The organism is Flagellimonas meridianipacifica (assembly GCF_003001695.1).
Taxonomy (GTDB): domain Bacteria; phylum Bacteroidota; class Bacteroidia; order Flavobacteriales; family Flavobacteriaceae; genus Flagellimonas; species Flagellimonas meridianipacifica.
Genome location: NZ_PVYX01000002.1, coordinates 402,376 through 427,941, shown reverse-complemented (window position 1 = coordinate 427,941; position 25,566 = coordinate 402,376). Strand labels below are relative to the sequence as shown.

Sequence of the window (25,566 nt, the reverse complement as noted above, 5' to 3'; positions counted from 1 at the left end):
AATTAAAAAATTGACCAGTCGTCTATAAATTAGTAATTTTGTGTGAAATCAACAGATATTTTGACACAATCTTTACTTTTTATACCAGATATTTCTGGATTCACCCATTTTGTTCAGACCACTGAAAAACAGCATAGCGAACACGTCATAGCAGAACTACTCGAGGTGCTGATATCGGCCAATACCCAGAATATGCGATTGGCCGAGGTTGAAGGTGATGCCCTTTTCTTTTACAAGGAGAACCACATTCCTTCGCAGGAAAAACTATTGGCTCAGGTAGAAACCATGTACACTGCCTTTTACAGCCATTTAAAGATGATGGAAACCAATCGCATCTGCCCATGTCAAGCCTGTGCCACGGCGCCGAACCTCGAACTTAAAATTGTGCTTCATTGTGGTGAGTTGCAATTTTTGACGGTTCAGGGAAATAGAAAACCCTTTGGTGAAATGGTGATTGAAGCACATCGACTTCTAAAAAATTCCGTTGGGAGTGATAACTATGTCTTGATAAGCAGGAAACTTGCCGACAAAATTGGATTGCAGGCCACTTACGAAAGTATGTTGTTCAGCTTTGGCGAAGGTCAGGATACATATGATGGCAGGCAACTGCCCTATTTGTTTGCGGTCATTGATGTCTCAAAACTGAAACTGCTCGGTTTCGAGCCACCAGAAATGGTGGTTACCAATCGCCCACCTGATTTTGTAATGGAATGGTCAATAAAAACGGATGGCTATGAGGTTTTTGAGATGTTAACCAACTATAGATTTCGCCATTTGTGGGTTGATGGTGTGGAAGAATTTTTATTCAATGAAAACGAAGTAACACGTGGTGGTACTGAGCATGTATGCGTTATCAATGGAAAGCATTTCAATTTCTCTACAGTTATTAAAGAAGCTCCTGTCAATCAATTGGTGTATGGCGAACTTACTTCAGACCCACCACCAGTGCACAAGCTCTATCAGTTTTACATCATTGAGCCTATCGATGAAAACCAATGTGTTTTGAGGGTTGAACAGTTTTGGAAAACGAAAACGTTGTTACAAAAACTCCTGATGGCCACTATAGGTAAAAAACAGTTGACCCAAGGACTTAAATCTTCAATTGATAAGCTCCAAAGAGTTATGGAGGATAAAAATTTTCAGATGACTCAACTCTGATTGGTCTGTTATTACATTTAATTGGCCTATTATTCCAAATTCCTTTTAAGCCATTCCCTGAATTTTGTTTTCGTAAAAACTGAAAATATGAAAACGAAAATCTTTTTAATCTTCCTTGCAGTGCTCTCGAGCGTTCAGGGACTCAAAGCTCAGGATATGGAACGAAAGCAACCTAACATTAAGGCCACATACCAAATTGAAATCGATGCTCCCATTGATGAAGTATGGGATGCCCTAGCTGTCGATTATGGAGGAATCGGAAAGTGGGCCTCGGGTGTGAACCATGTGGTAGAATTCAGTGGTGAGGGAGCAGATGCAAAACGATTTTGCTCTATCAGTGCCGCCGGTTTCAATGACACCCGTGAAAAGGTGATAAAATGGGACCCTGAAAACTATTATTTCGAATATGAACTGTACGAAGGCTTACCGGGTTTTGTACGATACTCTATAAACAAGGACAAACTTACACCAAAGGGAAACAAGACCATATGGACCTCGTATAATGACATGCGAGTTGGTGGTTTCATGGGTCTGACCATGAAATGGATGATGCGCAAGCAATTGACAAAAGTACTTCAGAACAAGGCAGAAGAATTAAAACACTTTGTTGAGACAGGAGAAGCCCATCCTCGCAAAGTTGAAATCATGGAAAAAAAAGCAGCTAAGGATGCAAAAATGCGAAAGAAAGTTGCCTTTGTAGAAGTCGAGCAAGAAATCGATGCACCCGTTGAACGTGTATGGGAAATCATAGGAGAAGGCTTTGCCGATATTGCGGATAGTAACCCAGACTGTCCATATTCTGAATGGTCACCGGGCCACAACGAGGCCAAGGTCGGTGCCATGCGTATCATGTACATGACCGACAGTAAGGAGAAAAAGTACTTTGTCGACAAAATAGCAAAATATGAGCCCGAAAACCATCATATTACCATAGAGATTGCCGACAAGAAAGGTTTTGGAAATCTCAATATCGATTATACTTGGGTAAATATGGATGCCACCGATTTGGGCAACAATAAGACCTTGCTTAAGATTCGTTTTAATTATCTTACAAAACCAAGATTCTTTAAAGGTTTAGCCAAAGGCCCAATGAGAAAGGCCTTTCAGCGTTATGCGTATGGAATAGATTACCATGCGAAGACTGGCGAGAAGGTAACCGAGGAGAAATGGAAAGAAATAAAACATTTGTATAAATAGAAAGAAGGATTTGATTTTGAAACAGAGACATCTTGAATTAGGTGGAAAGGCCGTTATCAGCCATTTCACCTTTTCTCCTCCTTTGGTGGCAGCTTCCGACTTGGACAATTCGGCCTGTTTTATCTTTCCCATAAATACGAAAGGTAGCCTCTATCGGGCCGATGGTAAGACCAAGGTTGACGAAAGCCAAGGGGTGTTGATGAAATGTGGTACCTATGTCAACAAATGGTATGGTACAGCAGAGGACAAGGTGGCCGAGGTGGTTATTTTGAGGTTGCACCCTGAAGTAATGCAGTCAATCCTTCAGTCAGAGGTAGCAACACGTTTGGATGTTTTTGAGGCATCAAAAAAGACCAATGCTGTGGTAGACCTTGACGAACTACTCAAAAAATATTTGGACAGCCTGTTCTTTTATTTTGATAATCAAGAGTTGGCGACTGAAGAGTTGGTCGCATTAAAAATCAAAGAATTGACCTTGCTACTCATTAATAGCAGAAACCCGAACCCAATTCTTGAGCTGCTTTCGTCATTGTTTAACAGGGAGAGTCATACACTACATGAAATAGTTGATGCTAACCTTTATGAAAATATATCCCTAGATGATATGGCTGCCATTGCCAATATGAGTTCTTCAACCTTTAAAAGAAAATTTAAAACTGAATTTGGTACTACCTTCTCTCGCTACGTTATTGCTAGACGATTAGAAAGAGCTCGTTCACTTCTAAGTACTTCAAAAGATACAATTTCAGAAATCGCATATGATTGTGGTTTCAATGACCCGGGCTACTTTTCAAAGCTGTTCAAAAAGCATTACCGTTCATCTCCCTCTATTTACAGGCAAAAACCAGTTTAAAAGATACTTACAAATACTTACCTCGAATTACGTTAAAATGGTGTTTTTGATGGCCGGAAAGACACATGGCAATCATCCGTACCGACACCCTGAATCCATCAAGAGTACCCTCGGTGGTCAATTCTTCCATGCTTAAATTGGTGAAAGAATTGGTAGTGATGGCCCGTACTTTCTTAAATTCTTCTAACAGCTCTTGCTTTGTCTTATTGCCCGCAGGTGCCACTGTAGTAGACTGATTGTAGTAGCGGGTGTATTTTTGCTCAATGTCCTTTCCCGCTACAATAAGTGCCCTTTCATGCATTATCTGCTCATAAGATATGACGTGTTGTATCACTTCGCGTACTGACCACTTTCCGCTTTTATAACGATGGTCCAACTTATCATCGGGCAAGGCCTCGATAAACGAAATCATGGCAGATGTGGAATTATCGAGCACTTCTTCAAGAGTATTACCCGGGTACGACCTATCTGAATAGTATGAGATAGCTCGACTGTATTCTTCGTCCGGTATGGTATTTAGATACATATTTGATTCATTATTTTTGGTTTCTTGCCCTTGACATGATGTAAGGATAAGGGTACTGAGTATACACAGCGCTATGAATTTTTGTGATTTTTTCATTGTTATTACTTTAAAAGATAGGCCAATACTACTTCCCATTGTTTATTCCAATTGTCAAAATCGTGTGCCCCATCTGTTTTATGCACCTTAACTTGATAGCCCTTTCCCTCGTAACTTGCTTTTAACGGTGGCAAATATCTTTCAGCGTCATTTGTACCCGTGGATAGGAAGATTTTCAAGTCTTTGTTTTTGGAAAAAGCAATATGTTTCATCAATTCTTGCTGGCAAGGATATGTAACAGGAGATAGTATACCATAACTTTGAAAAGATGTCGCGGTGGCTGAAAAATAAGCTGCGTTCAACCCGCCAAAAGAGATACCCACTAAGCTACGCTCTTTTGACTTTCGCTTCCTCCCAAGAGGAAATACGCTTTCCTCAATATGTGGAATAAGCTCCTCTTCAAAAAACCTTCGGTAATTCTCATTGCAGAAAAAGTATTCGTTCCTGAAATCGACACCGGAAGCCTCATCTATAGTACTCACAAAAACGTAAAATGCAACAGGGACCTTATTCGCTCTTGTTAACGTCTCAATTACATTCAAGCTACCGTTTTCTATCATCTTTTGCCCATCTGTCAGATACACGATGGGTTTATCACGAACTTCTGGAGCGGTGTCAAAAGCGGTAATGCTTATAGACCTATTCAAGTGGAGGCTTTCCAGCAAGAATTGGGTGGTCTGAGCGTTAACGCTAAGAGAAAACAATACCGAGAATATGACATTGGAATACCTCATGAACAAAAGTATAGGGGGCTACACCGAATCCGTAGCCCCCAATAACACCATCAACCAATAAAAAATCTATTTTGAAGCTAATGCTGCAATATTGTTTATCATTTCACCAGAGGCCTGATTAAGAAAACCATTGAATTGTTCTTCGTTCATTTGCGGGTTTTGCATAAACTTCTCATAGGTAGATGTCCAAACAATCATCGATTTGTTATAGCCTAAATCAACTACTTTGAAGTTGCTCACCATACCAGCTGCAGGCACCCCTTCTACCACAGCGTAGGTGTAGCTTCTTGTAGCATCGTCAAAGGCCAGGATGTTTTCTTTGAACTTACCCTTACCATCTGGAGCAGTACAAACTCGGGTTCCACCTGCCCCCATAGGACCAGTGAATTCTACCTTGCCTACAAAACTTGATATTTCATCAATGTTATCCAGTTTACGAAGCTCCGCCCAAACCTTGTCTACTGAAGCCTCGACTATTTTGGTCTTTGTAATTTTTGCATCAGCATTTTGGGCACTAATTTGTGTAAAACCGAAAACTGCAAAGGCAACTACGGCTATCATTTTTGTGATTCTCATTTTTTATTGTTTTAGAAATTATTACCCTACTTAGATTCAAAACCTACAACACTGTGACAGGTTTTCTGTTTTTTTGCTTATTATGCTCTAAGTTGTCACACATTCCCATCTTGCACATCTAAATAAAAATACTATGCCATGGAAAACCCTTTTTTAAAAGAATATACAAGTGATAAAACGGACCACCAGCTAGTTGATGAGGCCAATAAGGGCAACAAAAAGTCTTTGGAAGACCTTATCTTAAAACATCAGCCCTATATCTATAATATTGCCTGGAAAATGGTTCACAATCCTACGGATGCAAAAGACCTTACTCAAGAGGCCATGATAAAAATCATTACCCATCTTTCCAAATTTGAAAACAGGAGTGCCTTTAGGACCTGGGCTTACAGAATTGTGGCCAATCATTTCCTTATGTCAAAAAGAAGACCTAATGAATCCATTTTTGAAAGCTTTGACAAAATGGCCCAAGGACTCGATATGACACCCGACCAACCTCTTACACCACTGGAACAAGAGGAAAAGAGGGAATTTATTAAAGAGATGAACTACAGCTGTATGAGCGGAATGCTATTATGCCTTACGCGCGACCAACGATTGGTGTACATCTTGGGTGAAATGTTCAATGCAGACCACACCATAGGTTCTGAGATTTTGAATATTTCCAAGGACAACTTTCGTAAAAAACTCTCCCGTGCCCGCAGAGACATCTTCAATTTTATGAATGACAAGTGCGGCCTAGTGAATAAAGCCAACCCCTGTAGGTGTCATAAGAAAGTAACTTTTGCCTTGGACAATAAGGTCATTGACAGCAAGAACCTCCTTTTTAATCGAAAAGAGTTTTCGAATTTTAAACAACACATTCGCAAGGATGCTGATGAGATGCTTGACATTGTGGACGAGAAATATGCAGAGCTCTACGGTCAATTGCCTTATAAAGACAATTTTGATAAAAAGACATTTTTGCAGGATATATTGAGTGATGACCATATCAAAAACTTAATGAAACTAGACTGATGCGGCTATCCAAACAATTATCCGCCTTACTTACACTTTTATTCACTTCATGGATGCCTATGAATGCACAGAAAAGCTCATTCAAAACCGAATTTTTAAAAAAATGGGAAAACAGCTTGGAATATACCTTAGAGGTGGCCAAAGAAATGCCCGAAGAACATTTTAACTTCAAACCTGCAGAAGGAGTTCGCTCTTTCGGCGAGCAACTGGTCCACATAGGAGAAGGAATCGCATATATTGGCAACTCGGCATTAAAATTTCAGACTTTTCCACAACCAGGCAATACAAATGACAAAGAAGCCATAGTATCCTATTTAAAACTTCAGTATAGCGCTTTACAAGAAGCTGTTAAATCAAAAGAGGCTTCATACTTTGAAGAAACCACCTCTTTTTGGGCAGGTAGAATGACCCGAAGAAAAATATTGAATATCGTTTTTGACCATTGCACGCACCACCGGGCACAAGCCATCGTACATCTGAGGATAAATGGAAAAAGACCGCCGGACTATATGGGTTGGTAATCCCCAAACTAGAAAAGCCTGAGCCAAAACTCAGGCTTTTTTTATGCAAAGTTGTCACAGGCTCTTTCGCTTTGAATCTAAGTAGAAATTGTTTTCAAGAACAACTTGTTTTCTCTAAAACATAAATTTCAACAACCCATGAAAATCAAAAAAACACTACTAATAAATGCTCCCGCCACCAAGGTTTGGGAAACACTTTACACCAATTATGCCGATAGTTGTGACTGGGCAAGTACGGTAAATGAGTCAAAAGAACGTGAAGTCGCTGGCAGCGAATATATGGGCAGAACCTGCTCTACGGTCTTTGGGGACGTAAGTGAAATCATAGATAAGGCAGATGAAGAAAAGATGGAATTGCAGTACCATCTTGATGACACTCCATTCATTATGAAGGCTGCGAATGCCAACTGGAAGGTTAAACCTCTGAGTGTTAATACTTCAGAAGTCACAATGGACCTGGATGTTACCCTCGCTACCCTTCCTGGTCTTCTGATGGGCTGGATGATAAAACCCAAGATGCGAAAAGACCTGAACCAAACCCTTGAAGACTTGAAATACTACATAGAAACAGGAAAGCAATCTGAAGCAAAAATAAAATCGGACAAAAAATACTTTAAAAAGAAAGGCAATAAAGCCGCATAACACTTTAAAATCAAAAACAATGAAAATAGCAATAAAATCTACGATGGCATTGATGGCATTGATGGCATTAGTATTCACAAGCTCATTTGTAAATGCCCAAAGTATGAGCAAAAAATTCAAGACCATTAAGGTTGAAATAGAAATCAATGCTCCGGCTGAACGGGTGTGGGAGGCAATGGTCGAAGACTATGGAGAAATTTCAAACTTCTCACCCTATATCTATACCTCCGATTATATCAACGGTTCGGTAAAAGGAGTTGAAGGAGCTACCCGAAAATGCTCTTTCAACGAAAAAGGCTCTCGATGGACCCATGAACGCATTGCAGAGATTGATAAAGAGAATATGACCATGCGAAATATTGTTATCGATGCGCAAAAGTTTCCACTTAATATGGACAATTCACAGGCCTACTATACCGTACGAGATAATGGTGATGGTACCTCTACCGCAGGGTATGAGTTTCAGTACAGAACAAAACCGGCCTTTATGGGTGGCTTTGTGAAAGGCCAGTTCAAAAAACAATTGGGTGGGACTTTGGTGGGCCTAAAACATTATATCGAGACTGGTGAGATTGTACGAGGTGGAAATGGAAAATATGATGAAATAAAGGACAAGTACCCAAAAGCGACAGTTATTAAAACAAAATAATGGGCAGTTGTTCTAACATACGAATGCTCCAATTAAATCAACTTAGAAAGAAAATCGATATGACAAATCAAGAAATAGCAAACAGATTGGTAGCTCTTTTAAGAGAAGGAAAGTTCAATGAAGTATATGATGAGTTGTTCCATCCCGAAGCGCACCACATTGAACCACAGAGCGAACATTTTGCCAATGTAAAGGGAGTGGAGGCCATAAAGGCAAAAGATGCCGCCATGGGCGAACATTTGGCGGGAATCGAATCAATGGAAGTAGGAGAAGCCATTGTAGCTTCAAAACATATTGCGATTCCCTACAAATTGACGGCCAATCTTAAAGATGGCAATCAAATGGCGTTGGATGAGATTATTGTCTATGAGGTCAAAAATGGGAAGATAGTGAGCGAGCAGTTTTTCTATTAGGGCTTTTTAGCTAAAAACAATGACTTTATTTTCCAAGTATTTGCCTATTTAATCCATTTCAAGAAGAGTTGAAAACCCGAAATTGGGGGATAAACTTGTCATAATGAATAATCCGTTTATAAAATCCAATCATGCAACTAAGAAGGAAGATGTTGATTTGGTAGTTAAGGCACAATCTGGGAACAAAAAGGCACTAAATTCCTTGATAGATAAGCACAGAGTGTTCATATATAATATTGCATGGAAAATGGTTCGCAACCAAGCAGATGCCGAAGATTTAACACAAGAGGCATTAATCAAGGTCGTTACTCATTTAGGGCAATTTGAGGGAAGAAGTTCCTTTACTACTTGGTGCTACCGTATAGTGACCAACCATTTTTTAATGTCGAAACGTAAGAAAGATGAAATCACCTTAACCAGTTTTGATGAAATGTCTGAGGCGTTGGAAAATACACCGGATAAAACCTTGACAGAGCAAGAGAAAAATGAAAATAGAGCACTAATTAAAGAGATGAATTATTATTGTATGAGCGGCATGTTGCTCTGCCTCACCAGGGAGCAAAGACTGGTTTATATTCTTGGCGAGATGTTCAATGCGGACCATACTATTGGGTCAGAAATACTGAACATATCAAAAGGTAATTTTAGACTTCGACTTTCCCGTGCCCGTTCAGACCTCTATAATTTTATGAATAATAACTGTGGGTTGGTTAACAAATCCAACCCTTGCCGATGTCACAAAAACGTGACTTTCGCCGTAAACAATAAAATCATAGATAACAGGAATCTACTCTTTAATCAAAAGCATTTTGCCAGTTTTAGAAATGCCCTACATAAAGACGCAGATAAAATGGTTGACATAATTGATGAAAAGTATGCCAAGTTATATGGAGAATTACCATTTAAGGAAGATTTTGAGAAGAAAACTTTTTTGAAAAATATTATTGAGGATAAGCAAATTAAAGATTTAATGAGATTGAATTAACAACTAGCACCGACCATAAGTTGTAACACATCTCTCTTTTTTGAATCAAAAGTGTAAAACCGCTTTGTAAAGCGAATAAAACACTTTCCTATGCACATTCTTATAACAAAACAAGTAAATGCTCCAGCTGAAAAAGTTTGGGAAGTACTTTGGCATAATTACAACCGCTCTTGTGATTGGGCCAGTACTGTTAATCATTCTGAGGCCAGAGAAGATTTAACCGAAAGCCTCGGAGGAAGAAAATGTCATTCATCCTATGGCGAAGTAAGCGAAATTATTGATTATGTAAATGATGATGAAATGAACCTTAAATATCATTTAGACGGAACCCCTGCCATGATTAAATCGGGGAAGGCTAATTGGAAAGTCAACCCAACAGGAACTGACACAAGTGAGATTGTTATGAATTTGGATGTTGAACTGGCATTGATACCCAGACTATTGATGACCTGGATGATAAAACCGAAAATGCATAAGGACATGAATCAGACAGTTGAAGACTTAAAGCATTTTGTTGAGACTGGAAAACAGACCGAGGCCAAGAAAAAGTCGGACGCCAAATTCAAAAAAAAGAAAGGTAACAAAGCCGCATAACACTTTAAAATCTATTAGAAATAAAATATTTATCAATAAAATTAATTCGTAGCAAATGACAAATCAAGAAATAGCAAACAGATTGGTAGGCCTCTTAAGAGAGGGAAAGTTCAATGACGTATATGATGAATTGTTCCATCCCGATGCCCACCACATTGAACCACAGAGTGAACATTTTGCCAATGTAAAGGGAGTGGAGGCCATCAAGGCAAAAGATGCCGCCATGGGTGAACATTTGGCCGGAATCGAGTCAATGGAAGTAGGAGATGCCATTGTGGCTTCAAGACATATTGCGATTCCCTATAAATTGACGGCCAATCTTAAAGATGGCAATCAAATGGCGTTGGATGAGATTATCGTCTATGAGATAGATAATGGAAAAATAGTTAGCGAGCAGTTTTTCTATTAGGGCTTTTTAGCTAAAAACGACCTTAATCTCCATGGATTCGACCATTTTGACCCAACCTGGCAATCAAATTCTTTGGATTTTGGTTGTGTAAATTAAAATAGGGTCTCATGGATAAATAGAGATTTAACAGCTATCTAATACTGGTTTTGAGTATTTTCTTGTATAATGGATAAGCGTTAAAAATCAAAAAACATAGCTCAATCATGAAAGAAAAATTAAGGTCTAAGGCATATTATATAGCTGCACTAGTATTTCTTATCGCAGGCTGTCAGCAGCCAGTAAGTGGAAAATGGCAACTGGTATTTCAAACGGACAAATCTGGGAACGTGGTGCATGGCACAAAACAAGAGTTGATTCAATATGTTCGTGATGGGCATCCCATTCGTATTGGATGGGAGTCTATGGGAAAGACCTCTGTTGAGCATACCATTGATGTACGGTTTTTGACCATTGCCAATGAGAAGGAGGTCTTTGCAATGTTGGAACCGTTTTGGGCGCAACGACCTGACCTCAAAAGTGATACATTGAGTATTGTCCCCGTTGGAAGTGAAACCAACTGGATTTTGAGCAGCAACGGTTTGCGTAGCAGCATGATGGTGGATAAAGCAAATGACACCATCATAAACTATAAGCCCGATTTATTTGGCCTCCCGATTAAATGGTTTGTCAAAAAGTGATTTAATAAAAATGATGTGAATCCCACCGCTATTTGATGAAATATGTGTCGCTTACCGCACTCTTTTCTTTGGTTTTCATAGCTAACCTGTATTCTCATATCCCTTTTTAGGTAAAATTTACCCAAAGTTATCACACATGCTTTGATTTGGCATCTAAGTATAAAATAGGGTTTGACCTTATTTTACAAGAATTTGCCCTTTTTGTCAAAGTCAAATTTCTTGATTTCAACTAGTTTATCATCAATAAACAAAGGCATGGAAATTACTTTTACCGAACCCATAGACAAACCCAGCAAAAATGTTCAGTTAGCTCTGGAGGAAGCCTACAACGTATTCTCGCAATCAGGTTTTATAGAAAACGGAAGCATCTCTAAAAAATATCAGCTTTATTTTGCTTGCCTTAAAAACGGTAGTCTTTACCAAAAAATGCGAAACACTTTAGTATTAGCGCGGGTAAGGCCACAACCACGTTCAAAATCTGCTTCAGAATTGGAGGTTACTTTATTATTTAATTTTGATAATGCCACGGTCGTGTCAAGAATCCGTTATTGGCTATGGGAAAGGAAAATATGTAGGGTAATCGTGAAAAAAGTTATTCGCGATTTCAGAAAAAGAGTCGAGAAATGGACCTAATTCAGAACTTGAATCATCTATTGTCGTTGTTAATAACAGCAATTCAAAATGAGAATACAAAAATTAGCAATACTACTTTTAATCTGTCCTCTTTATTCAATCGGACAGTTAAAAATAACGAAAGAGGAAGCAAAAGAAGATGTAGTTTGGTTACAGAAAGCATTGGAGTATGTACATCCTCGAATCTATAAGTATAACACTAAAAAGTCCTTTGACTCAATTTTTGGTAAAGCCCATAAAAAAATTGAAGCGTCCAATAATTCCATACTGGCGATAGATGTCTTGAGCGAAGTCAGTAAAATAAATGCGCATATCAATTGTGGTCATTTATATACAATCCCTCAATTTGAACTGGAGCAAGAGATTTTGGCTAAAAAAGTTATGCCATTTCATGTGAAAATTCTACAAGACGAAATTTTTATTATCAATGATTGTAGTGATGCAGCTGGTAAACTTAATGGAGCTAAACTGCTTACGGTAAATGGTAAAAGTTCAGCTGCAATCCTCCAAGAAATGAAGGAAGGTATAGCAACAGACGGATATATAGACACTAGAAAGAACAGGTTGATTGAGCATTATTTTAGCACTACCTATTATGGTTTTGACCTTTACTATTACTTACACGTAGATAGAAGCCAAACGTTCCAAATTGAGTACGAGGAGTATGGAAGTAAAGAGATTAAAAAAGTAACGCTTTCGGGCATCAGCAGTTCCGATAGAGCAAATATCTTGCTTAAAAAGTATCATTTAGACGAAAGAACCTGGTTTAAAACACCTTCTCCAAGATTTGAAATCAGCGATAGCAATAGGTTTGCCCTCTTGACCGTATCTCGCTCCTTTTATAATGCCAAAATAGACCCTGACTTTGATGAATTGTTAGATGATGCTTTTCGACAATTGAAAGAACGAAAAATACAGAATCTAATTCTTGACCTACGGAATAATGGTGGAGGAAGTGAACACCAGCAAATGGAACTAATTTCGTATTTGTATGATAAGCCCTTTAAGCTCTATGACAATATTTACCTCAGTCATTTAGATTATCGCCCGCTTAAGTCAATAATTATCGAAAGAGATTCAGTTGACCTGGTGTTTAACAATGATGACGAGTATATGCGAAAGTTTTCAAACGATTTATGGGTTAGCAACTATAGGTACGGTAAGAACCTGCAACTTCAACCTCCAAAGAAGAATGTATTCAAAGGCAACCTGTATGTGCTAATCAATGGAACAACTTTTTCAAGTGCAGGAGATTTAGCCTCTGATATTAGAAAAACAACAGATGCAGTTTTTATTGGGGAAGAATCAGGAGGTACTTTTGAAGGTCCTACTGGTGGTGCCAACATTGTAGTGCAGCTTCCCAACAGTAAAATAATGGTTCGAATATCGCCAAATATCCAAATGGGGTACATGTATTCAAAGCACCCCATTGGTCGGGGAGTAATACCCGAACACAAAATTGTATACTCCATTGATGATGTTCTGCGGAATGAGGACTTAGAGCTAAAAAAAGTACTACAGCTAATTGAGAATAATTAATTCTTAGGATGTAAAACCATTCTACAATTAGGTACAAAACTCTATCTACTGTTTGACCCTATTTTCCAAGTTCTTGCTGTTTTTGACCAAGTGATTTTTCTGATTTACTGGCAATTTTATGTTGTAAAAATTACCGAATGCCCAGTAGTAAATCAAACATAAATGTTCATCAAACAATTCTAGTAGATGCTGGGATAAACGAAGTCTGGAAGGCATTGGCAGAAGACTTTGACAAAATCGGGGAATGGTCATCTGGAGTCAATCACTCAGAAGGTTTTGGAGAACCTGTCAATGGTTCTTTGTGTGGTGAAAGGGCTTGTAAAATCAATGCGCCCGGATTTAGCAATGCCAAGGAACGAATAACCGTGTACGACAAAAACTCATACATGCTCTCCTATGACTTGTATGAAGGTGTACCATCTTTTGTAAAGAGCGCGGAAATCACTTGGATGTTGATGCCAATAAAAGAGAAGACCCAAATGCGGGTGGTTTCTAAAATGCGGGCAACTGGTCTTCTTGGTTTTCTAATGCGTGGTTTTATGCGTTCAAGCACAAAAAATGCACTACGCTCCATGTGCGAAGAACTTGCCTACTACATCGAAAATAATAAGCCGCATCCTAAAAAGATGAAAGCAATAGAAAAATTCAACAAAAAGAAAAAGTAACAGTAAAGTATATCGTTATGAAAGCTAAAAAGAAAATTTATACAAGCTACACATTGATTGCCCTAATAGCAGCCTTGATGCTCATACCAGGTTCTTCAAGGGCAACCAATGTAACCAAAGACAAAAAGAAAAAGCCCAATGTTGCGGCCAATGCAGAAATCTTTATAAAAGCCCCGGCAAAAGATGTATGGGCAGTTTTTGCCGAAGACTTTGCAGGGATACAGAAATGGTCTTCTGGGGTATCCCATTCTGAGGGCTTCGGTGAAGCCATTGGAAGCTCTCCTTACAGCGTTCGTGCTTGCGAGATTACGGCTGCAGGTTTTGGTGATGCTCGAGAGGAAATCTTAAATTTTAACGAAGATGACTATGAGATACGCTATGCATTGTATGAAGCCATTCCTGGTTTTGTGAAAGATTTCATCAACACCTGGAAGTTTAGGGAACAAGATGGCGGCACTTATGTATCTGCACAATCTGAAATGCGAGCGACAGGTGTTATGGGGTTCATGATGAAAGGCATCATGAAAGGAGCCACCAGAAAAGCTTTGGAAAGTATGTGTGAGGAATTAAAATACTATATAGAAAATGGTGAGCCACATCCAGAGAAAGTTGCCTCAAATGAGAAAATCGCGACCAAGGATGCTAAAATGAAAAAGAAGGTAGTTTCTTTTGAGATAGTACAAGAAATTGATGCTCCTGTTGACCGAGTTTGGGAAGTAATTGGAGAAGGCTTTGCCGATATCGCCAATAGCAATCCGGATTGCCCTAAATCTGAGTGGTTTCAGGGTCATACCAAAGCAGAGCTCGGAGCCAAACGCATCATGTACATGAAGGAGAATGAGAAGAAATATTTCATCGATAAAATTGCCAAATGGGAACCTGAGAACCATCATATCACCATTGAAGTAATCAAGAAAAAAGGCTTTCCTATCAATGCCGATTACACGTGGGTAAATATGGATGCCACCTCCATGGGCCCGAACAAAACCAGGTTGAAAATTAGAATGAACTACCTGACCAAACCACGGTTGTTAAAAGGTATGGCCAAAGGGAATTTAAAGAAAACTTTTCAGCGTTATGCCTATGCCATTGACTATCATTCTGAGACAGGTGAAAACGTAACTCGCGATAAATGGAAGGAAATAAAAGGAAATTATAAGTAGGCTAACTTTGTAGTTACCATTTTCCAAAACTAGAATTTATGTTCTTAGAGCACCAACATTTTGACATATCAGATAAACCTGTCTTACAAAGGTTCAAATTCAATACCCCATTAAAACTGCCTGTTTCTATGGACAATGAGGCGTGCTTCATTTTGGCAGTTCACGGTAGTGCATCCATTTACTCAAGAACCAATGTTGTTGATGCCAATGGCGAACATGCTGTTCTGGTGCGTTGTGGAAAATACATCAATAAATGGAAAAAGGTTTGTGAAACGGGCGTATCGGAAGCCATTATAATTCGCTTCTACCCCAAACTAATGAAAAAGATATTTACGGACGTCCTTCCCAAAGGAATACATGACAAGCTTTCCAGAAAAAAGACAGGGTCAGCAAAACACAACGACGTTCATAGTTTTAAGGTAGATAGACTACTTAAGGCCTATATAAAGAGCCTCATGTTCTACTTTGAGGCACCAGAATTAATGACTGACGAACTCATCGAGCTTAAACTGAAAGAACTCATACTCTTACTGGTAAATTCTGAACGTTCAGGCGATATTGCTGATATTCTATCACAAATTTTTGACAACGAAGAATATTCTCTCAAACAAATTGTCGAAACCCACCTTTTTGAAGACTTAATGATGGAAGACTATGCTAGCCTGTGCAATATGAGTCTGTCCTCGTTTCAAAGGAAGTTTAAGAAGACCTTTGATGAGACTCCGGGGAGATACATACTAATTAGACGTCTTGAGAAAGGAGCAGAACTTCTTAAAGTTTCAAAGGATTCGATTTCTGCTATCGGTTATCAATGTGGTTTTAGTGACCCTACGTATTTCACAAAGGCTTTTAAAAAGAAATTTGGAAAATCTCCACGAGATTTTAGAACTGTAAAATGAAAAATATAATAATATGACTAAACAATTGAACAATAAAATAGCACTGATAACTGGAGGGAGTTCAGGAATCGGTTTGGCCACAGCACAAAAGTTTGTAGAACAAGGAGCCCAAGTAATTATAGTAGGCAGAAAAGAAGAGGCCTTAAATACTGCCGTATCGCAATTGGGTGAGCAGTCTTATGGAATCAGGGCGGATATTTCAAATTTGAGTGATTTGGATAATTTATACAATGAGGTAAAAACCAAGTATCAAAAGTTGGACATCTTATTTGTTAATGCCGGTGTTGCAGGATTCTCACCCATCGACGGAACCGATGAGGCAAAGTATGACCACCTTTTCGATATTAATGTAAAGGGTGCATACTTTACCATACAAAAGGCATTACCACTTATTCCAGAAGGAGGCTCCATAGTTTTGACCACCTCTGTGATTAATGGGAAAGGTCTGCCCGGTACGAGTGCCTATTCTGCGACTAAAGCCGCAGTGCGTTCATTCGCCCGGACATTGGCAACGGAACTGGCTCCAAGAGGTATACGAATCAACGCAGTATCTCCGGGTCATACCGCGACTCCTATTGTTACGAAAATTGAAATGGACGAAGATGCAATGAAGGCCATGGAAAATGAGGTGAAGCTAAAAACACCATTAGGTCGAATGGGGCAACCGGAAGAGATTGCTTCCGTCGCTACATTTTTAGCTTCGCCAGAGAGCTCATTTGTCACGGGAGCTGAATTTCCCGCTGATGGCGGATATGCCCAGATTTGATAGTCGTCTAAATACCTTATGATTACCATTTTAACAACCGGGGGAACTATCGAAGGGCTTGAATATGATAAAATTGACAAGGCCCCTGAGAAAGCCCCCATTAGTATTGAAGACCATTTATCACGTATTGATATTGCTCCTGAATATGACATAAAAGAAGTGTTTTCGAAAGACAGCCGTTTTGTCAATAGACGGGACCGTGATTTGTTGTTACGGGAGATAGAGTTTGCTGAGAATGACAAAATTATAATCACTCATGGCACGCTTACCATGGTAGAGACAGCACTTTTCTTAGGCAAACTCAATCTGGATAAAACCATTGTTCTCACAGGAGCCTTTGTGTTGGGGACAGACCCAAAAACAGATGCTTTTGAAAATCTATCCTTTGCCCTGACCAAAGTCTCTTCCGTGGAAAAAGGAGTCTATATAGCAATGCATCAGACCCTATTTCCTTGGAACAACGTTCAAAAGAACATGCAGGAAAACCGATTCGAAAACATCAAAAAGTGATGAGAGATGTTTGGCACTTCGATACATTGGACAACCTTCTTCTATCTCTTATTGGATATTGGAATTGTACTCTTTACTGCCTATCTCACAACAAAATCAAGGCGTAACAGTCTTCATAGATTCTTGTATTTAGGATGTCTATTCATAGCGTATAATGCAACAGGAGGTTTTTTGCCAATGGATAATTTTCCAGGGCCTGAAATTATACAATACGTCATCACCTATGGAGTAGCCATAGCGCTCTGCGTATATATTGTTTATTATTTATACAAAGAGTATGACATCATCGTTTTGAAGTTTCACTCTTCGGTTAGAAACCTTGCACTGATTACGGCAAGTGGATTTATAACACTCTATCTGATTCCCTATTTTCTAACCTATTCCCTTCATTTATCAAAACTACTTTTTACGATACCTTTTTCTGTTCTGGCGTTTATTTTTCTTGTCATTTTTTATCGTAGAATTTCTAATCCTTCAAACCCAAATAAATTCATCAAACGCCGTAACAAATTATCTATGATTAGCGTAAGTGCAATCGCTTTGCTTCCTGTTTGTACCATGATAGGAGATTATCAGTGGTTAACTTTCACTATAATGAATAGTGCATTTTTTGCGATAACTATTATTGAGATTGACAGGCATCTCTATTTTCTGGAAAACAAGAACAAAATGTTCGAGGTTTTCTCTCTTTACCAAGAAAACAAAGGCAAACTTATTGAGCCAAAACTCATTTATCAAAGTCTTACGAGAAGAGAGATTGAAATTGCTATTTCAATTTTAAATCGAAACTCTTACAAAGAAATAGGTAAAAGTTTTTTCATCGCAGAGAGAACAGTGTCCAAACATGCATCCAACATCTTCAAAAAAACAGGTGTAAAAAATAGAGTCGAATTTTTGAAGCGTTTTAGTCAAAAGAAAAGGTAGTACGTACGAAAATACGTGTTATACCGTACATATATACGCCCTACTTAGTGTGCTGAATACATCACTTCCTCTATTTTTGAAATTCAACTCTTTAACCTAAAAGTATTGTGGAAAACAAGGATGTAATGAGGCATTGCCTCCCATTCCTACTGTAGTCTGGGTTTGATTTTCGTAAAACTCCGTACTGACCTTCAAAAGTTGGCTTTATATGCAGTGGAATGTCTAATGCTACGGAGTACTATGGATTATAAGTTATTAGCAGATAATTTACTTGGGGAATTGGACCAAATCAAGCGGTCAATCCCCTCTATACTGAAACAGTCGCTTCAAAGTATACAAGCTTGCAGAAAATTACTCGTCGCCCTCCGAAAAGAAATAATCACTAATGGCTTCCACTCTGAGCCTGAAGAAATTGAGTTTTTTAAGAGTATCAAACAGGTGCCACAGTCACAATTAATTTACTTCAAAGAGGTATATAAGATAGAGGCTTATTTGCCCAGGGGCACAATAAACAGACGAAAGAAATTCATTAAGGAGCAGCTTGAATCCTATAACCGGTTTTTCCTTCGACATATTGATTTTGGTTTGTATATACAAATAGGTTCAACCCATTTTGACAAACACTATTATACCCGAAAAACAGTTGAAGAGTTCCCAATACTAGGATACGACAACTATATGGAAGACCCTGAATTTTGTACTCCGAAAGACCTAACCCTGGCCAAATTCAAAGCTTATGGTCGACTAACAGTCTATTTGAATGAGAAATTACATTCACTATCCCAGGAACCAAATGTAGCCAATGACAAACCTCCAAATCTGCGATGGACAGGCAACAAAATAGACTTGATTGAATTGATTTATGCCTTAAACGCTTCCGGCTCAATAAAAGGCCGCGGCGGCATTAAAGAACTTGCCGCTTCATGCGAATCTCTGTTCGATATTGACTTAGGGAACTACTACCGTAAATTCATTGAGCTTCGCAATCGGAAATTGGTTGAGCGAACCCGTTTTCTGGACACCTTAAAATCAAGTCTCATTCAGCGAATGGAAGAGGCGGATGACTGACCCGAATTCTTCACAAGTTGTGTTCGTCTTGTGAAACCCAAAATCCTGGAAGATTTAAGGTCAAAACTCAATCAAAATTGGTTCCCCTAGTCATAAACTGCATCATTTTGAACCATTCAAAATGCGTTAAAAATCTTTCACAAGTTGCGTTTGACTTGTGAACAAATCTCATCAAAGCCCATCAATTTTGTGCAACGAAAGTCAAATCAGTAAAGAGACCATCAAATTGGGTGACAGCGACGAGGTGGTCTCTTTCAAAAAACAACTATTTCTATGCCAGCAAGTATTGTGACCACAGACGACCTTCGAGATTTCAAGACGGAATTGCTCGATGAATTCAAAACCCTTTTGACAAAGCAAGCAGAAGGTAAATTGAAACGCTATCTCAAATCCAACGAAGTTATGGAGCTGTTGCAAATTAGCCCAGGCACGTTACAGAACCTTCGCATCAATGGTACGTTGCCTTACACCAAAGTGGGCGGTATCATTTTTTATGATTCGGAAGAGATTCAAAAGGTCATGGCCGATAACCGGGTCCATCATAAATTCTAGAACGATGTATGAACTATATCAAACATCTCAATGGTGTCTTTCAGGCCTTCGCCAAAGATTCTCGATTAAATGCCACCCATATCAGTTTGTACATGGCACTCTTTCAGTATTGGAATTTAAACCGCTTTCCCGAACTGTTCTTTATCAATCGAGAGGAAATCATGCAGCTTTCCAAAATTGGTTCCAAGGCCACCTATCATAGATGTTTACGAAATATGGACGATTGGAATTATATAAAATATCTGCCTTCCCATAATCCCTACAAAGGAAGCCAAATCAAGATGCTCATTTTTGGCACAACTACTGAACAAGCTGTAAACCAGTCTAAAACCAGTAGTGAACAAGTAGTGGTATCTAATACAAACTATTACAAACAGGAAGAAAATATAGATAAACGTAAGTTACCAAAAACTGAAATTGAAGTTGTAGAATTTTTTAAAACGAAAGAATGGCCAGCCCTTGAAGGGCTGAAATTTTTTAACCACTACCAGGCCATTGGCTGGAAGTTGGGCGGGAAAATGAAGATTACCGACTGGCATGCTACCGCCAGTAGTTGGATGCTCAAGGCAAAAGAGCTACAAACCGTAAAACAGCTGTCTCAAAATCAGGACAACTTGAAAACCAGTACCGAAAAGAATTATGGTGAACCCCTCTAAAATACGGGAAGGTGCCGTGGAGTATTCGCTCGGCAACTTTGATGGTAAAAGCGTGTCCTACGACTTTGACAAAATACTCATCTACCTCAATGTGAAAGGGAAGTTGCTTTTTGGAAAACATTTCAAAATCTATGAGGAAGACCGAGACATCATCTGGAAGCTGGCCAACTATTTTGTGAAGGATTATGAAAATTGCGCAAAACACAAGATAGACCCGGATAAGGGTTTGCTCCTCTCCGGACCAGTAGGCTGTGGCAAGACCAGCTTAATGAAATTGTTAAAATACCTTGTTCCCCATCAACGCCCCTACTCCGTTATTCCCTGTAGAAACATAGCCTTTTCATTCAACCATCTAGGGTATAAAACCATTGACGATTATGGGAACTCCCAATCCTATTGTTTTGACGATTTGGGTGTAGAACCCATTGGGCGCCACTATGGTAAAGATTGCAATGTAATGGGTGAAATTTTGCTCTCAAGACATGAGCTTTTCTTAAAGCATAACATAAAAACCCATGCCACAACAAATCTTAATGCCCAGGAACTGGAAAACCTTTATGGAGTTCGCGTTCGTAGCCGGATGCGACAGTTGTTTAATTTGGTGGCTTTTGATGTTGGAGTGAAGGATAAAAGGAAATAAATATGTAAGAAAAAAAATTATAGAAAGTAAGATTAAATGAATAATTGATAAACAAATAATCAAAAAAAATCTATGATATAGACAGAAAAAATGCTATTTTGACCAGTTTATGTTAAAATGTGTTAAACGTAAACTTTTCAATAATTTGTGAACGGAATTTTAGACTTTATTGCCAAGCAGACAGACGGTTATTCATACAAATCATTCAAATATTGCATTGACTCGATAGCAGTGCCTCAGTTGCAATATGACGATAAACAAGACATATCCGCAACGAAGAGGGGCGAAACACAAATCTTAAAAAGTGCGGTTAATTTAGAATCGCTTGTCAAAGCAGAACAGGCAAGAGGTCGTCCAATATTTAAGTTTTTTTTGGATGGTTCTAGACGAACTTATAAAGTTGATGATTTGGCATATGGCCCACGGTTGTATCCCGCGGTAGCAGGACAAATCGGGATAGCTTGTTGTGAAAGAGAAAGCAAAGACGATTTTAAACCTGTTCAATTCGAAAGGTCATTAGTCTTATCAATACCAAATTCAGCTAATCCTGGTTCGCACCAGCATTTTTTCTCAAATCTGTTAAAGAAGTTGAATCAAGAAGAATATCTTAAAAAGAGAGGTTTGCAATTCAGCAAAATTCTCAACTATAAAGAAAAAGATGGTGACGAGTATGAGAAAAAAGCAATTGCAACTATTCAGAACGAAATGGTTGACCAAGAAAAGAGATTGGTTGGTAGTTTAGCTCAGAACAAAATATTATCGGCATCAGGTTATTTGATAAAAGACGGTTCTCTTGAGTATGGTAAAATGCCAGAAATGGGCGAGTTTGGTCTTTTGGGAAAGGTAAAGTCAAATTACAAATATGTTGTTGGTGTTTCAAAGGCATTCAACCCAGAATCTATGGCGAAAACTGAACCAAAAATTTCGAAGTCGATTGCAGGATTGCCTCTAAATCATAGAACTCCTGTGATTAAATATACGGTTGATAGAGTTGGCCAAGATGTCTGGTTTGCTGTGTGGTACCTAAGAGTTAGGCATATTAAATATTGCCATAGTCCCTATGACGGGGTTGTCAAAGTTGAAAAGATTTTAGTATCTGAAAAAGAAACCGAATAGGGATTGGAAACAGATGAAGTAAACCTAATAAGTGCGAATATTATAAATGAGAGTTTTCCTGTGTGTTATGGACATGACACTAGATGGGCCAAACATCTTTATCCTATTTATTTAACAGAATCATATGCTAAATCCAAATACATAAGCGATTTACATTTTATAAACCTATTTTAAAGATGAGCAGAACTATTGGCAAGGTAGCCGCTACTGAAAAGGCTCCAACTACGATTGACGAATTTTATTTTTGGACCGATAAGAAATGCATCTTAAGTCCTTTTGATGTTATAAAAGTCAATCATATTAATGAATCCATCACTTATGGTGTGGTAGAAGAAATATCACACATCACAGACTCGTCGAGCTATCTTTCTAACTATATTTCTAATGACTTTGGTGATGTAAATCTAGAAGCAAATATGCATAGGATTGGCATGAACTATGTAAAGGCGAAGGTTCTGGGCAACTCCGAGAATATTTATACCCCGGTTTTAAACGGAAGTACAGTGGGCTTGGCATCAGAGAAAGAGATAAGTGAAGCCTTAGGGCTGGACAAAATTAAAAACCCCCTTCCATGTGGTTATCTAGAAATGTATGAGGGTGATGATAAAGTAAAACTTCCGGTGTTCTTCAATTCTCATTTTTTGATTGGGCCTGAAGGAGCACATTTGAACATATCAGGAATATCTGGTCTTGCTGCTAAAACATCATACTCAATGTTCCTTCTCCGTGCCATTCAGGAAATGACTGAAAAAGAAGATTCAGAAGACATCTCGTTTGTGTTTTTTAATGTTAAGGGTCGAGACCTGCTTGCCGTTGATGAAAAAAATGAAGCACTGCCAGAATCTGATAGAAAACTTTATCAAGACTTGAACCTTTCAGGTTTACCATTCAATAATGTGAGTTATTACTATCCATATACTGAAGACAACCAAAGCAATGTTTACAGTCATGTCGACCCTGATGATTTTGAACTTCAGCGTTCAGCTGAAAAGGCATTCAAATACAAATACGTATATGAGAATGACAAAGACAATTTGGATTTGCTATTTGCCAATATTGATGATTCCACGGGTACAATGGAGTCAATAATAAATTTCATAATAAGTGGACAAGGCAACTTTGGTAGTCTAAGGGACTGGCATACTTTCAAAGAGGAAATATCACAATACGCTAGTAAAGGGAATACAAAGACGGATAAAGAAATAACACTTGCTTCTTGGCGTAAATTTAAAAGGGTGATTAGCAACGCGTTGAACCAACCAATATTTGGCGGCAGGGTTGTTTCGGATAAAAATGAAGTCAGAATAGCAGATGCCGTGAAAAATATTGGTAAAAATGAAGTCAAGGTGATTGATATTGCCAAATTAGACATAGATACCCAAGCATTCGTTTTTGGAGATGTAATTAGAGCTCTTTATGATATGAAACTTGGACAGGATAATCGAGAGGACTCCCAAATACCTTCAAAAATCATAATTTTTGTAGACGAATTGAACAAATACGCTTCGAGCGACGTACCAAAAAATTCTCCTATCCTCAAACAAATATTGGACATTACTGAACGCGGAAGGTCACTTGGCATCATTTTATTTTCTGTTGAGCAATTTAAGAGTGCTATACATGACCGTGTTAAAGGAAATTGTTCCACCCACGCTTTTGGAAGAACCAATGCCATAGAAATAAGCAAGCCTGATTATCGATTTATACCCTCAGTATATAAAAATATGATGACGCGCTTAAGTCAAGGAGAATATATTGTTGAGCACCCAATTTTTAGGTCATTGTTGCACATAAAATTCCCAAGAGAAGTATACAAACAATTTAAGAATGGCTAAAAAAACCAAAATAGGAAAAGATGTAATCGACTCATTGGCTCTTAGTATGTATGAGGATGCTAGATTCGTCTTTCGCGAGTACATCCAAAATTCTGCTGACCAAATTGATATCGCAGTTGTAAAAGGTTTGTTCAAATCAAAAAAGGACGGACTCATTAATATTCACATCAACAAACCCAAAAAACAGATTTTAATTGCAGACAATGCGACAGGTATAGAAAGCTCTAAAGTTGAAAGTGTCCTCAAAAATGTTGCGCAGTCTTCTAAAAGACTAGGAGTTAACAAAGGGTTCCGGGGTATTGGGAGACTAGGAGGTATTGGGTATTGTAAAGAACTTGTGTTTGAAACTACTTTTAAGGGAGAAAAAACGAAAACCATTTTAAAATGGGATGCGGATTTGCTCAGTACAATTATTAATGACAGAAGTAAAAATGAGGAAGCAGTTGAAGTCATTGATAAGGTTACTACAGCATACACCGAAAAAGAAAAGGCTTCGGAGCATTACTTTAAGGTCTATCTAATCGGAGTAAAAAGCAATGAACTTCTTAATGTTCAAAATGTAAGAGAATACTTGTCAATGGTGGCCCCTGTGCCCTATGAAAGCCACTTTATACTTTCTGATAAAATCTATGAAAAATGTAAAGAATGGCGAATAGACCTTGATGAATATCAAATTATAGTTAATGACGACCAAATCTTCAAAGCCTATACCTCTACGGTTTATGAGCCAGACAGGGATGGAAAAAAACGAGTGGATGAGATTAAAGACCTAAAGTTTTTTGAGATTTATTCTTCAAATAAAAAAAGTAAGCTGGCCCTTGGCTGGTATGGGATATCCAATTTCGAAAAACAAATACCATCGATAAATCTAGCCCGCGGGATGAGATTAAGAAAAGATAACATCCAAATTGGAGATTCTGGAACATTGATAAAATTATTCAAAGAGCCAAGAGGCAATTACTACTTTTTTGGAGAGGTCCTTGCAGTGGACCAAAACCTAATACCAAACGCCAGAAGGGATTACTTTCGAGAAAATGAGACATTAAAAGCTTTTGAACAGGAGCTTCGCTACCTGCTACATAACGAGTTGCACCAATTGTACTACTATGCCTCCCAAGTAAGAAGTGCTACCAAAAAAATTGAAAAGTTAGCTGTATTTAAAAAGGATTTTGAAGAAAAGGCAAAGAATACAGGCTTTACAAACGACAAAGAAAAAGAAAAATTAGAATTGGAATATGAAAAACATAGAACCAATGCTGAAAAAGCCGAAAAAGAGTTAGATAAGCTATCTAACAAAATAACCAACCCACATGACCCGAAAAATCGGATATTTAAAAACATAACTGCAGAAAAGAAAAAGGTGGCTGATTTGATTAAATCAAAACCCGCAAGTGGTAAGACCAAATATGCTACCGATGAATTAAGTCGTTTGAGTTTAAAAGACAGAAAGTTGGTTTCTAAGATATTCGGGGTTATAGACAAGGTATTAACACCTGATTTATCAGCCAACCTAAAAGAAAAAATTAAAGAGGAGTTTAAGTAATTGTATAAAA

30 protein-coding genes are annotated in these 25,566 nt (G+C 38.4%); 27 read left to right on the top strand and 3 right to left on the bottom strand.

Annotated features, from left to right (window positions below; all coding sequences use genetic code 11):
• Positions 1–42: 42 nt before the first annotated feature.
• From CLV81_RS11790 to CLV81_RS11780, 3 genes are all read left to right on the top strand, one after another.
• On the top strand, positions 43–1,158 hold the full coding sequence (locus CLV81_RS11790; protein WP_245911999.1) for a DUF2652 domain-containing protein: 1,116 nt from the start codon (positions 43–45) through the stop codon (positions 1,156–1,158).
• Positions 1,159–1,245: 87 nt separating this feature from the next.
• Complete coding sequence (locus CLV81_RS11785; protein WP_106145327.1) at positions 1,246–2,355, top strand: SRPBCC family protein; 1,110 nt, start codon at positions 1,246–1,248, stop codon at positions 2,353–2,355.
• A 16-nt stretch (positions 2,356–2,371) separates the two neighbouring features.
• Positions 2,372–3,208, top strand: coding sequence for a helix-turn-helix domain-containing protein (locus CLV81_RS11780; RefSeq protein ID WP_146129891.1), 837 nt, complete (start codon positions 2,372–2,374; stop codon positions 3,206–3,208).
• A 7-nt stretch (positions 3,209–3,215) separates the two neighbouring features.
• On the opposite strand, the gene CLV81_RS11775 is transcribed toward CLV81_RS11780, so the two are convergent.
• The 3 genes from CLV81_RS11775 to CLV81_RS11765 form a co-directional block, all read right to left on the bottom strand.
• A complete protein-coding gene (locus CLV81_RS11775; protein WP_158259122.1) occupies positions 3,216–3,830 on the bottom strand; it encodes a DinB family protein in 615 nt (204 codons plus the stop codon).
• A gap of 5 nt (positions 3,831–3,835) precedes the next feature.
• Positions 3,836–4,564, bottom strand: coding sequence for an alpha/beta hydrolase (locus CLV81_RS11770; RefSeq protein WP_106145324.1), 729 nt, complete (start codon positions 4,562–4,564; stop codon positions 3,836–3,838).
• Positions 4,565–4,630: 66 nt separating this feature from the next.
• Positions 4,631–5,140 (bottom strand): SRPBCC family protein, encoded by a 510-nt coding sequence (locus CLV81_RS11765; protein WP_106145323.1) that lies wholly within the window; start codon positions 5,138–5,140, stop codon positions 4,631–4,633.
• 138 nt (positions 5,141–5,278) lie between these two features.
• Between CLV81_RS11765 and CLV81_RS11760 the strand changes: the two genes are divergently transcribed.
• The 24 genes from CLV81_RS11760 (at position 5,279) to CLV81_RS11645 (ending at position 25,556) form a co-directional block, all read left to right on the top strand.
• Positions 5,279–6,157 carry an RNA polymerase sigma factor gene (locus CLV81_RS11760; RefSeq protein WP_106145322.1) on the top strand — a complete coding sequence of 293 codons (879 nt, stop codon included), beginning with the start codon at positions 5,279–5,281 and terminating at the stop codon, positions 6,155–6,157.
• Entirely contained in the window at positions 6,157–6,678 is a 522-nt protein-coding gene (locus CLV81_RS11755) for a DinB family protein (RefSeq protein ID WP_106145321.1), read from the top strand. Before CLV81_RS11760 ends, CLV81_RS11755 begins: the two co-directional genes overlap by 1 nt.
• Positions 6,679–6,816: 138 nt before the next feature.
• Entirely contained in the window at positions 6,817–7,320 is a 504-nt protein-coding gene (locus tag CLV81_RS11750) for an SRPBCC family protein (protein WP_106145320.1), read from the top strand.
• A gap of 19 nt (positions 7,321–7,339) precedes the next feature.
• The gene (locus CLV81_RS11745; protein WP_106145319.1) at positions 7,340–7,969 is read left to right on the top strand and encodes an SRPBCC family protein; all 630 of its coding nucleotides are present in this window, start codon (positions 7,340–7,342) and stop codon (positions 7,967–7,969) included.
• Complete coding sequence (locus CLV81_RS11740; protein ID WP_245911997.1) at positions 7,969–8,382, top strand: nuclear transport factor 2 family protein; 414 nt, start codon at positions 7,969–7,971, stop codon at positions 8,380–8,382. The genes CLV81_RS11745 and CLV81_RS11740 overlap by 1 nt, the downstream gene beginning before the upstream one ends.
• 103 nt (positions 8,383–8,485) lie before the next feature.
• The gene (locus tag CLV81_RS11735) at positions 8,486–9,367 is read left to right on the top strand and encodes an RNA polymerase sigma factor (protein ID WP_106145318.1); all 882 of its coding nucleotides are present in this window, start codon (positions 8,486–8,488) and stop codon (positions 9,365–9,367) included.
• 90 nt (positions 9,368–9,457) lie between these two features.
• A complete protein-coding gene (locus tag CLV81_RS11730) occupies positions 9,458–9,961 on the top strand; it encodes an SRPBCC family protein (protein WP_106145317.1) in 504 nt (167 codons plus the stop codon).
• A 55-nt stretch (positions 9,962–10,016) separates the two neighbouring features.
• A complete protein-coding gene (locus CLV81_RS11725; RefSeq protein WP_106145316.1) occupies positions 10,017–10,370 on the top strand; it encodes a nuclear transport factor 2 family protein in 354 nt (117 codons plus the stop codon).
• Positions 10,371–10,573: 203 nt separating this feature from the next.
• On the top strand, positions 10,574–11,047 hold the full coding sequence (locus CLV81_RS11720) for a hypothetical protein (RefSeq protein ID WP_106145315.1): 474 nt from the start codon (positions 10,574–10,576) through the stop codon (positions 11,045–11,047).
• A gap of 255 nt (positions 11,048–11,302) precedes the next feature.
• Positions 11,303–11,680, top strand: coding sequence for a hypothetical protein (locus CLV81_RS11715; protein WP_106145314.1), 378 nt, complete (start codon positions 11,303–11,305; stop codon positions 11,678–11,680).
• 48 nt (positions 11,681–11,728) lie between these two features.
• Positions 11,729–13,219 carry a S41 family peptidase gene (locus CLV81_RS11710; protein ID WP_106145313.1) on the top strand — a complete coding sequence of 497 codons (1,491 nt, stop codon included), beginning with the start codon at positions 11,729–11,731 and terminating at the stop codon, positions 13,217–13,219.
• A gap of 137 nt (positions 13,220–13,356) precedes the next feature.
• Positions 13,357–13,884 (top strand): SRPBCC family protein, encoded by a 528-nt coding sequence (locus tag CLV81_RS11705; protein WP_106145312.1) that lies wholly within the window; start codon positions 13,357–13,359, stop codon positions 13,882–13,884.
• Positions 13,885–13,901: 17 nt separating this feature from the next.
• Positions 13,902–15,047 (top strand): SRPBCC family protein, encoded by a 1,146-nt coding sequence (locus CLV81_RS11700; protein WP_106145311.1) that lies wholly within the window; start codon positions 13,902–13,904, stop codon positions 15,045–15,047.
• A 38-nt stretch (positions 15,048–15,085) separates the two neighbouring features.
• Entirely contained in the window at positions 15,086–15,946 is an 861-nt protein-coding gene (locus CLV81_RS11695; protein ID WP_106145310.1) for a helix-turn-helix domain-containing protein, read from the top strand.
• Between the two features lie 13 nt (positions 15,947–15,959).
• Entirely contained in the window at positions 15,960–16,712 is a 753-nt protein-coding gene (locus CLV81_RS11690) for an SDR family oxidoreductase (protein ID WP_106145309.1), read from the top strand.
• An 18-nt stretch (positions 16,713–16,730) separates the two neighbouring features.
• Entirely contained in the window at positions 16,731–17,222 is a 492-nt protein-coding gene (locus CLV81_RS11685) for an asparaginase domain-containing protein (RefSeq protein WP_106145308.1), read from the top strand.
• Between the two features lie 6 nt (positions 17,223–17,228).
• Complete coding sequence (locus tag CLV81_RS11680; protein ID WP_106145307.1) at positions 17,229–18,146, top strand: helix-turn-helix domain-containing protein; 918 nt, start codon at positions 17,229–17,231, stop codon at positions 18,144–18,146.
• A gap of 240 nt (positions 18,147–18,386) precedes the next feature.
• Entirely contained in the window at positions 18,387–19,214 is an 828-nt protein-coding gene (locus CLV81_RS11675; protein WP_158259121.1) for an RteC domain-containing protein, read from the top strand.
• 273 nt (positions 19,215–19,487) lie between these two features.
• Positions 19,488–19,766 (top strand): helix-turn-helix domain-containing protein, encoded by a 279-nt coding sequence (locus CLV81_RS11670; protein WP_106145305.1) that lies wholly within the window; start codon positions 19,488–19,490, stop codon positions 19,764–19,766.
• An 8-nt stretch (positions 19,767–19,774) separates the two neighbouring features.
• Positions 19,775–20,422 carry a hypothetical protein gene (locus CLV81_RS11665; RefSeq protein ID WP_106145304.1) on the top strand — a complete coding sequence of 216 codons (648 nt, stop codon included), beginning with the start codon at positions 19,775–19,777 and terminating at the stop codon, positions 20,420–20,422.
• A complete protein-coding gene (locus CLV81_RS11660) occupies positions 20,406–21,062 on the top strand; it encodes a P-loop NTPase family protein (RefSeq protein ID WP_106145303.1) in 657 nt (218 codons plus the stop codon). Before CLV81_RS11665 ends, CLV81_RS11660 begins: the two co-directional genes overlap by 17 nt.
• Before the next feature lie 147 nt (positions 21,063–21,209).
• A complete protein-coding gene (locus tag CLV81_RS11655; protein WP_106145302.1) occupies positions 21,210–22,178 on the top strand; it encodes a hypothetical protein in 969 nt (322 codons plus the stop codon).
• 176 nt (positions 22,179–22,354) lie between these two features.
• Positions 22,355–24,013: an ATP-binding protein gene (locus tag CLV81_RS11650; protein ID WP_106145301.1), complete on the top strand. Its 1,659-nt coding sequence runs from the start codon at positions 22,355–22,357 to the stop codon at positions 24,011–24,013.
• On the top strand, positions 24,006–25,556 hold the full coding sequence (locus CLV81_RS11645; protein WP_106145300.1) for an ATP-binding protein: 1,551 nt from the start codon (positions 24,006–24,008) through the stop codon (positions 25,554–25,556). The genes CLV81_RS11650 and CLV81_RS11645 overlap by 8 nt, the downstream gene beginning before the upstream one ends.
• Positions 25,557–25,566: the final 10 nt, after the last annotated feature.

Excerpts from the sequence above, each read along its gene's own strand:
- CLV81_RS11670 (WP_106145305.1), top strand. The coding sequence starts at position 19,488 with ATGCCAGCAAGTATTGTGACCACAGACGACCTTCGAGATTTCAAGACG.
- CLV81_RS11725 (WP_106145316.1), top strand. The coding sequence starts at position 10,017 with ATGACAAATCAAGAAATAGCAAACAGATTGGTAGGCCTCTTAAGAGAG.
- CLV81_RS11715 (WP_106145314.1), top strand. The coding sequence starts at position 11,303 with ATGGAAATTACTTTTACCGAACCCATAGACAAACCCAGCAAAAATGTT.
- CLV81_RS11690 (WP_106145309.1), top strand. The coding sequence starts at position 15,960 with ATGACTAAACAATTGAACAATAAAATAGCACTGATAACTGGAGGGAGT.
- CLV81_RS11665 (WP_106145304.1), top strand. The coding sequence starts at position 19,775 with ATGAACTATATCAAACATCTCAATGGTGTCTTTCAGGCCTTCGCCAAA.
- CLV81_RS11760 (WP_106145322.1), top strand. The coding sequence starts at position 5,279 with ATGGAAAACCCTTTTTTAAAAGAATATACAAGTGATAAAACGGACCAC.
- CLV81_RS11730 (WP_106145317.1), top strand. The coding sequence starts at position 9,458 with ATGCACATTCTTATAACAAAACAAGTAAATGCTCCAGCTGAAAAAGTT.
- CLV81_RS11660 (WP_106145303.1), top strand. The coding sequence starts at position 20,406 with ATGGTGAACCCCTCTAAAATACGGGAAGGTGCCGTGGAGTATTCGCTC.
- CLV81_RS11735 (WP_106145318.1), top strand. The coding sequence starts at position 8,486 with ATGAATAATCCGTTTATAAAATCCAATCATGCAACTAAGAAGGAAGAT.
- CLV81_RS11705 (WP_106145312.1), top strand. The coding sequence starts at position 13,357 with ATGCCCAGTAGTAAATCAAACATAAATGTTCATCAAACAATTCTAGTA.
- CLV81_RS11750 (WP_106145320.1), top strand. The coding sequence starts at position 6,817 with ATGAAAATCAAAAAAACACTACTAATAAATGCTCCCGCCACCAAGGTT.
- CLV81_RS11745 (WP_106145319.1), top strand. The coding sequence starts at position 7,340 with ATGAAAATAGCAATAAAATCTACGATGGCATTGATGGCATTGATGGCA.
- CLV81_RS11785 (WP_106145327.1), top strand. The coding sequence starts at position 1,246 with ATGAAAACGAAAATCTTTTTAATCTTCCTTGCAGTGCTCTCGAGCGTT.
- CLV81_RS11770 (WP_106145324.1), bottom strand. The coding sequence starts at position 4,564 with ATGAGGTATTCCAATGTCATATTCTCGGTATTGTTTTCTCTTAGCGTT.
- CLV81_RS11645 (WP_106145300.1), top strand. The coding sequence starts at position 24,006 with ATGGCTAAAAAAACCAAAATAGGAAAAGATGTAATCGACTCATTGGCT.
- CLV81_RS11675 (WP_158259121.1), top strand. The coding sequence starts at position 18,387 with ATGGATTATAAGTTATTAGCAGATAATTTACTTGGGGAATTGGACCAA.
- CLV81_RS11680 (WP_106145307.1), top strand. The coding sequence starts at position 17,229 with ATGTTTGGCACTTCGATACATTGGACAACCTTCTTCTATCTCTTATTG.
- CLV81_RS11765 (WP_106145323.1), bottom strand. The coding sequence starts at position 5,140 with ATGAGAATCACAAAAATGATAGCCGTAGTTGCCTTTGCAGTTTTCGGT.
- CLV81_RS11775 (WP_158259122.1), bottom strand. The coding sequence starts at position 3,830 with ATGAAAAAATCACAAAAATTCATAGCGCTGTGTATACTCAGTACCCTT.
- CLV81_RS11720 (WP_106145315.1), top strand. The coding sequence starts at position 10,574 with ATGAAAGAAAAATTAAGGTCTAAGGCATATTATATAGCTGCACTAGTA.
- CLV81_RS11740 (WP_245911997.1), top strand. The coding sequence starts at position 7,969 with ATGGGCAGTTGTTCTAACATACGAATGCTCCAATTAAATCAACTTAGA.
- CLV81_RS11695 (WP_106145310.1), top strand. The coding sequence starts at position 15,086 with ATGTTCTTAGAGCACCAACATTTTGACATATCAGATAAACCTGTCTTA.
- CLV81_RS11685 (WP_106145308.1), top strand. The coding sequence starts at position 16,731 with ATGATTACCATTTTAACAACCGGGGGAACTATCGAAGGGCTTGAATAT.
- CLV81_RS11650 (WP_106145301.1), top strand. The coding sequence starts at position 22,355 with ATGAGCAGAACTATTGGCAAGGTAGCCGCTACTGAAAAGGCTCCAACT.
- CLV81_RS11700 (WP_106145311.1), top strand. The coding sequence starts at position 13,902 with ATGAAAGCTAAAAAGAAAATTTATACAAGCTACACATTGATTGCCCTA.
- CLV81_RS11710 (WP_106145313.1), top strand. The coding sequence starts at position 11,729 with ATGAGAATACAAAAATTAGCAATACTACTTTTAATCTGTCCTCTTTAT.
- CLV81_RS11755 (WP_106145321.1), top strand. The coding sequence starts at position 6,157 with ATGCGGCTATCCAAACAATTATCCGCCTTACTTACACTTTTATTCACT.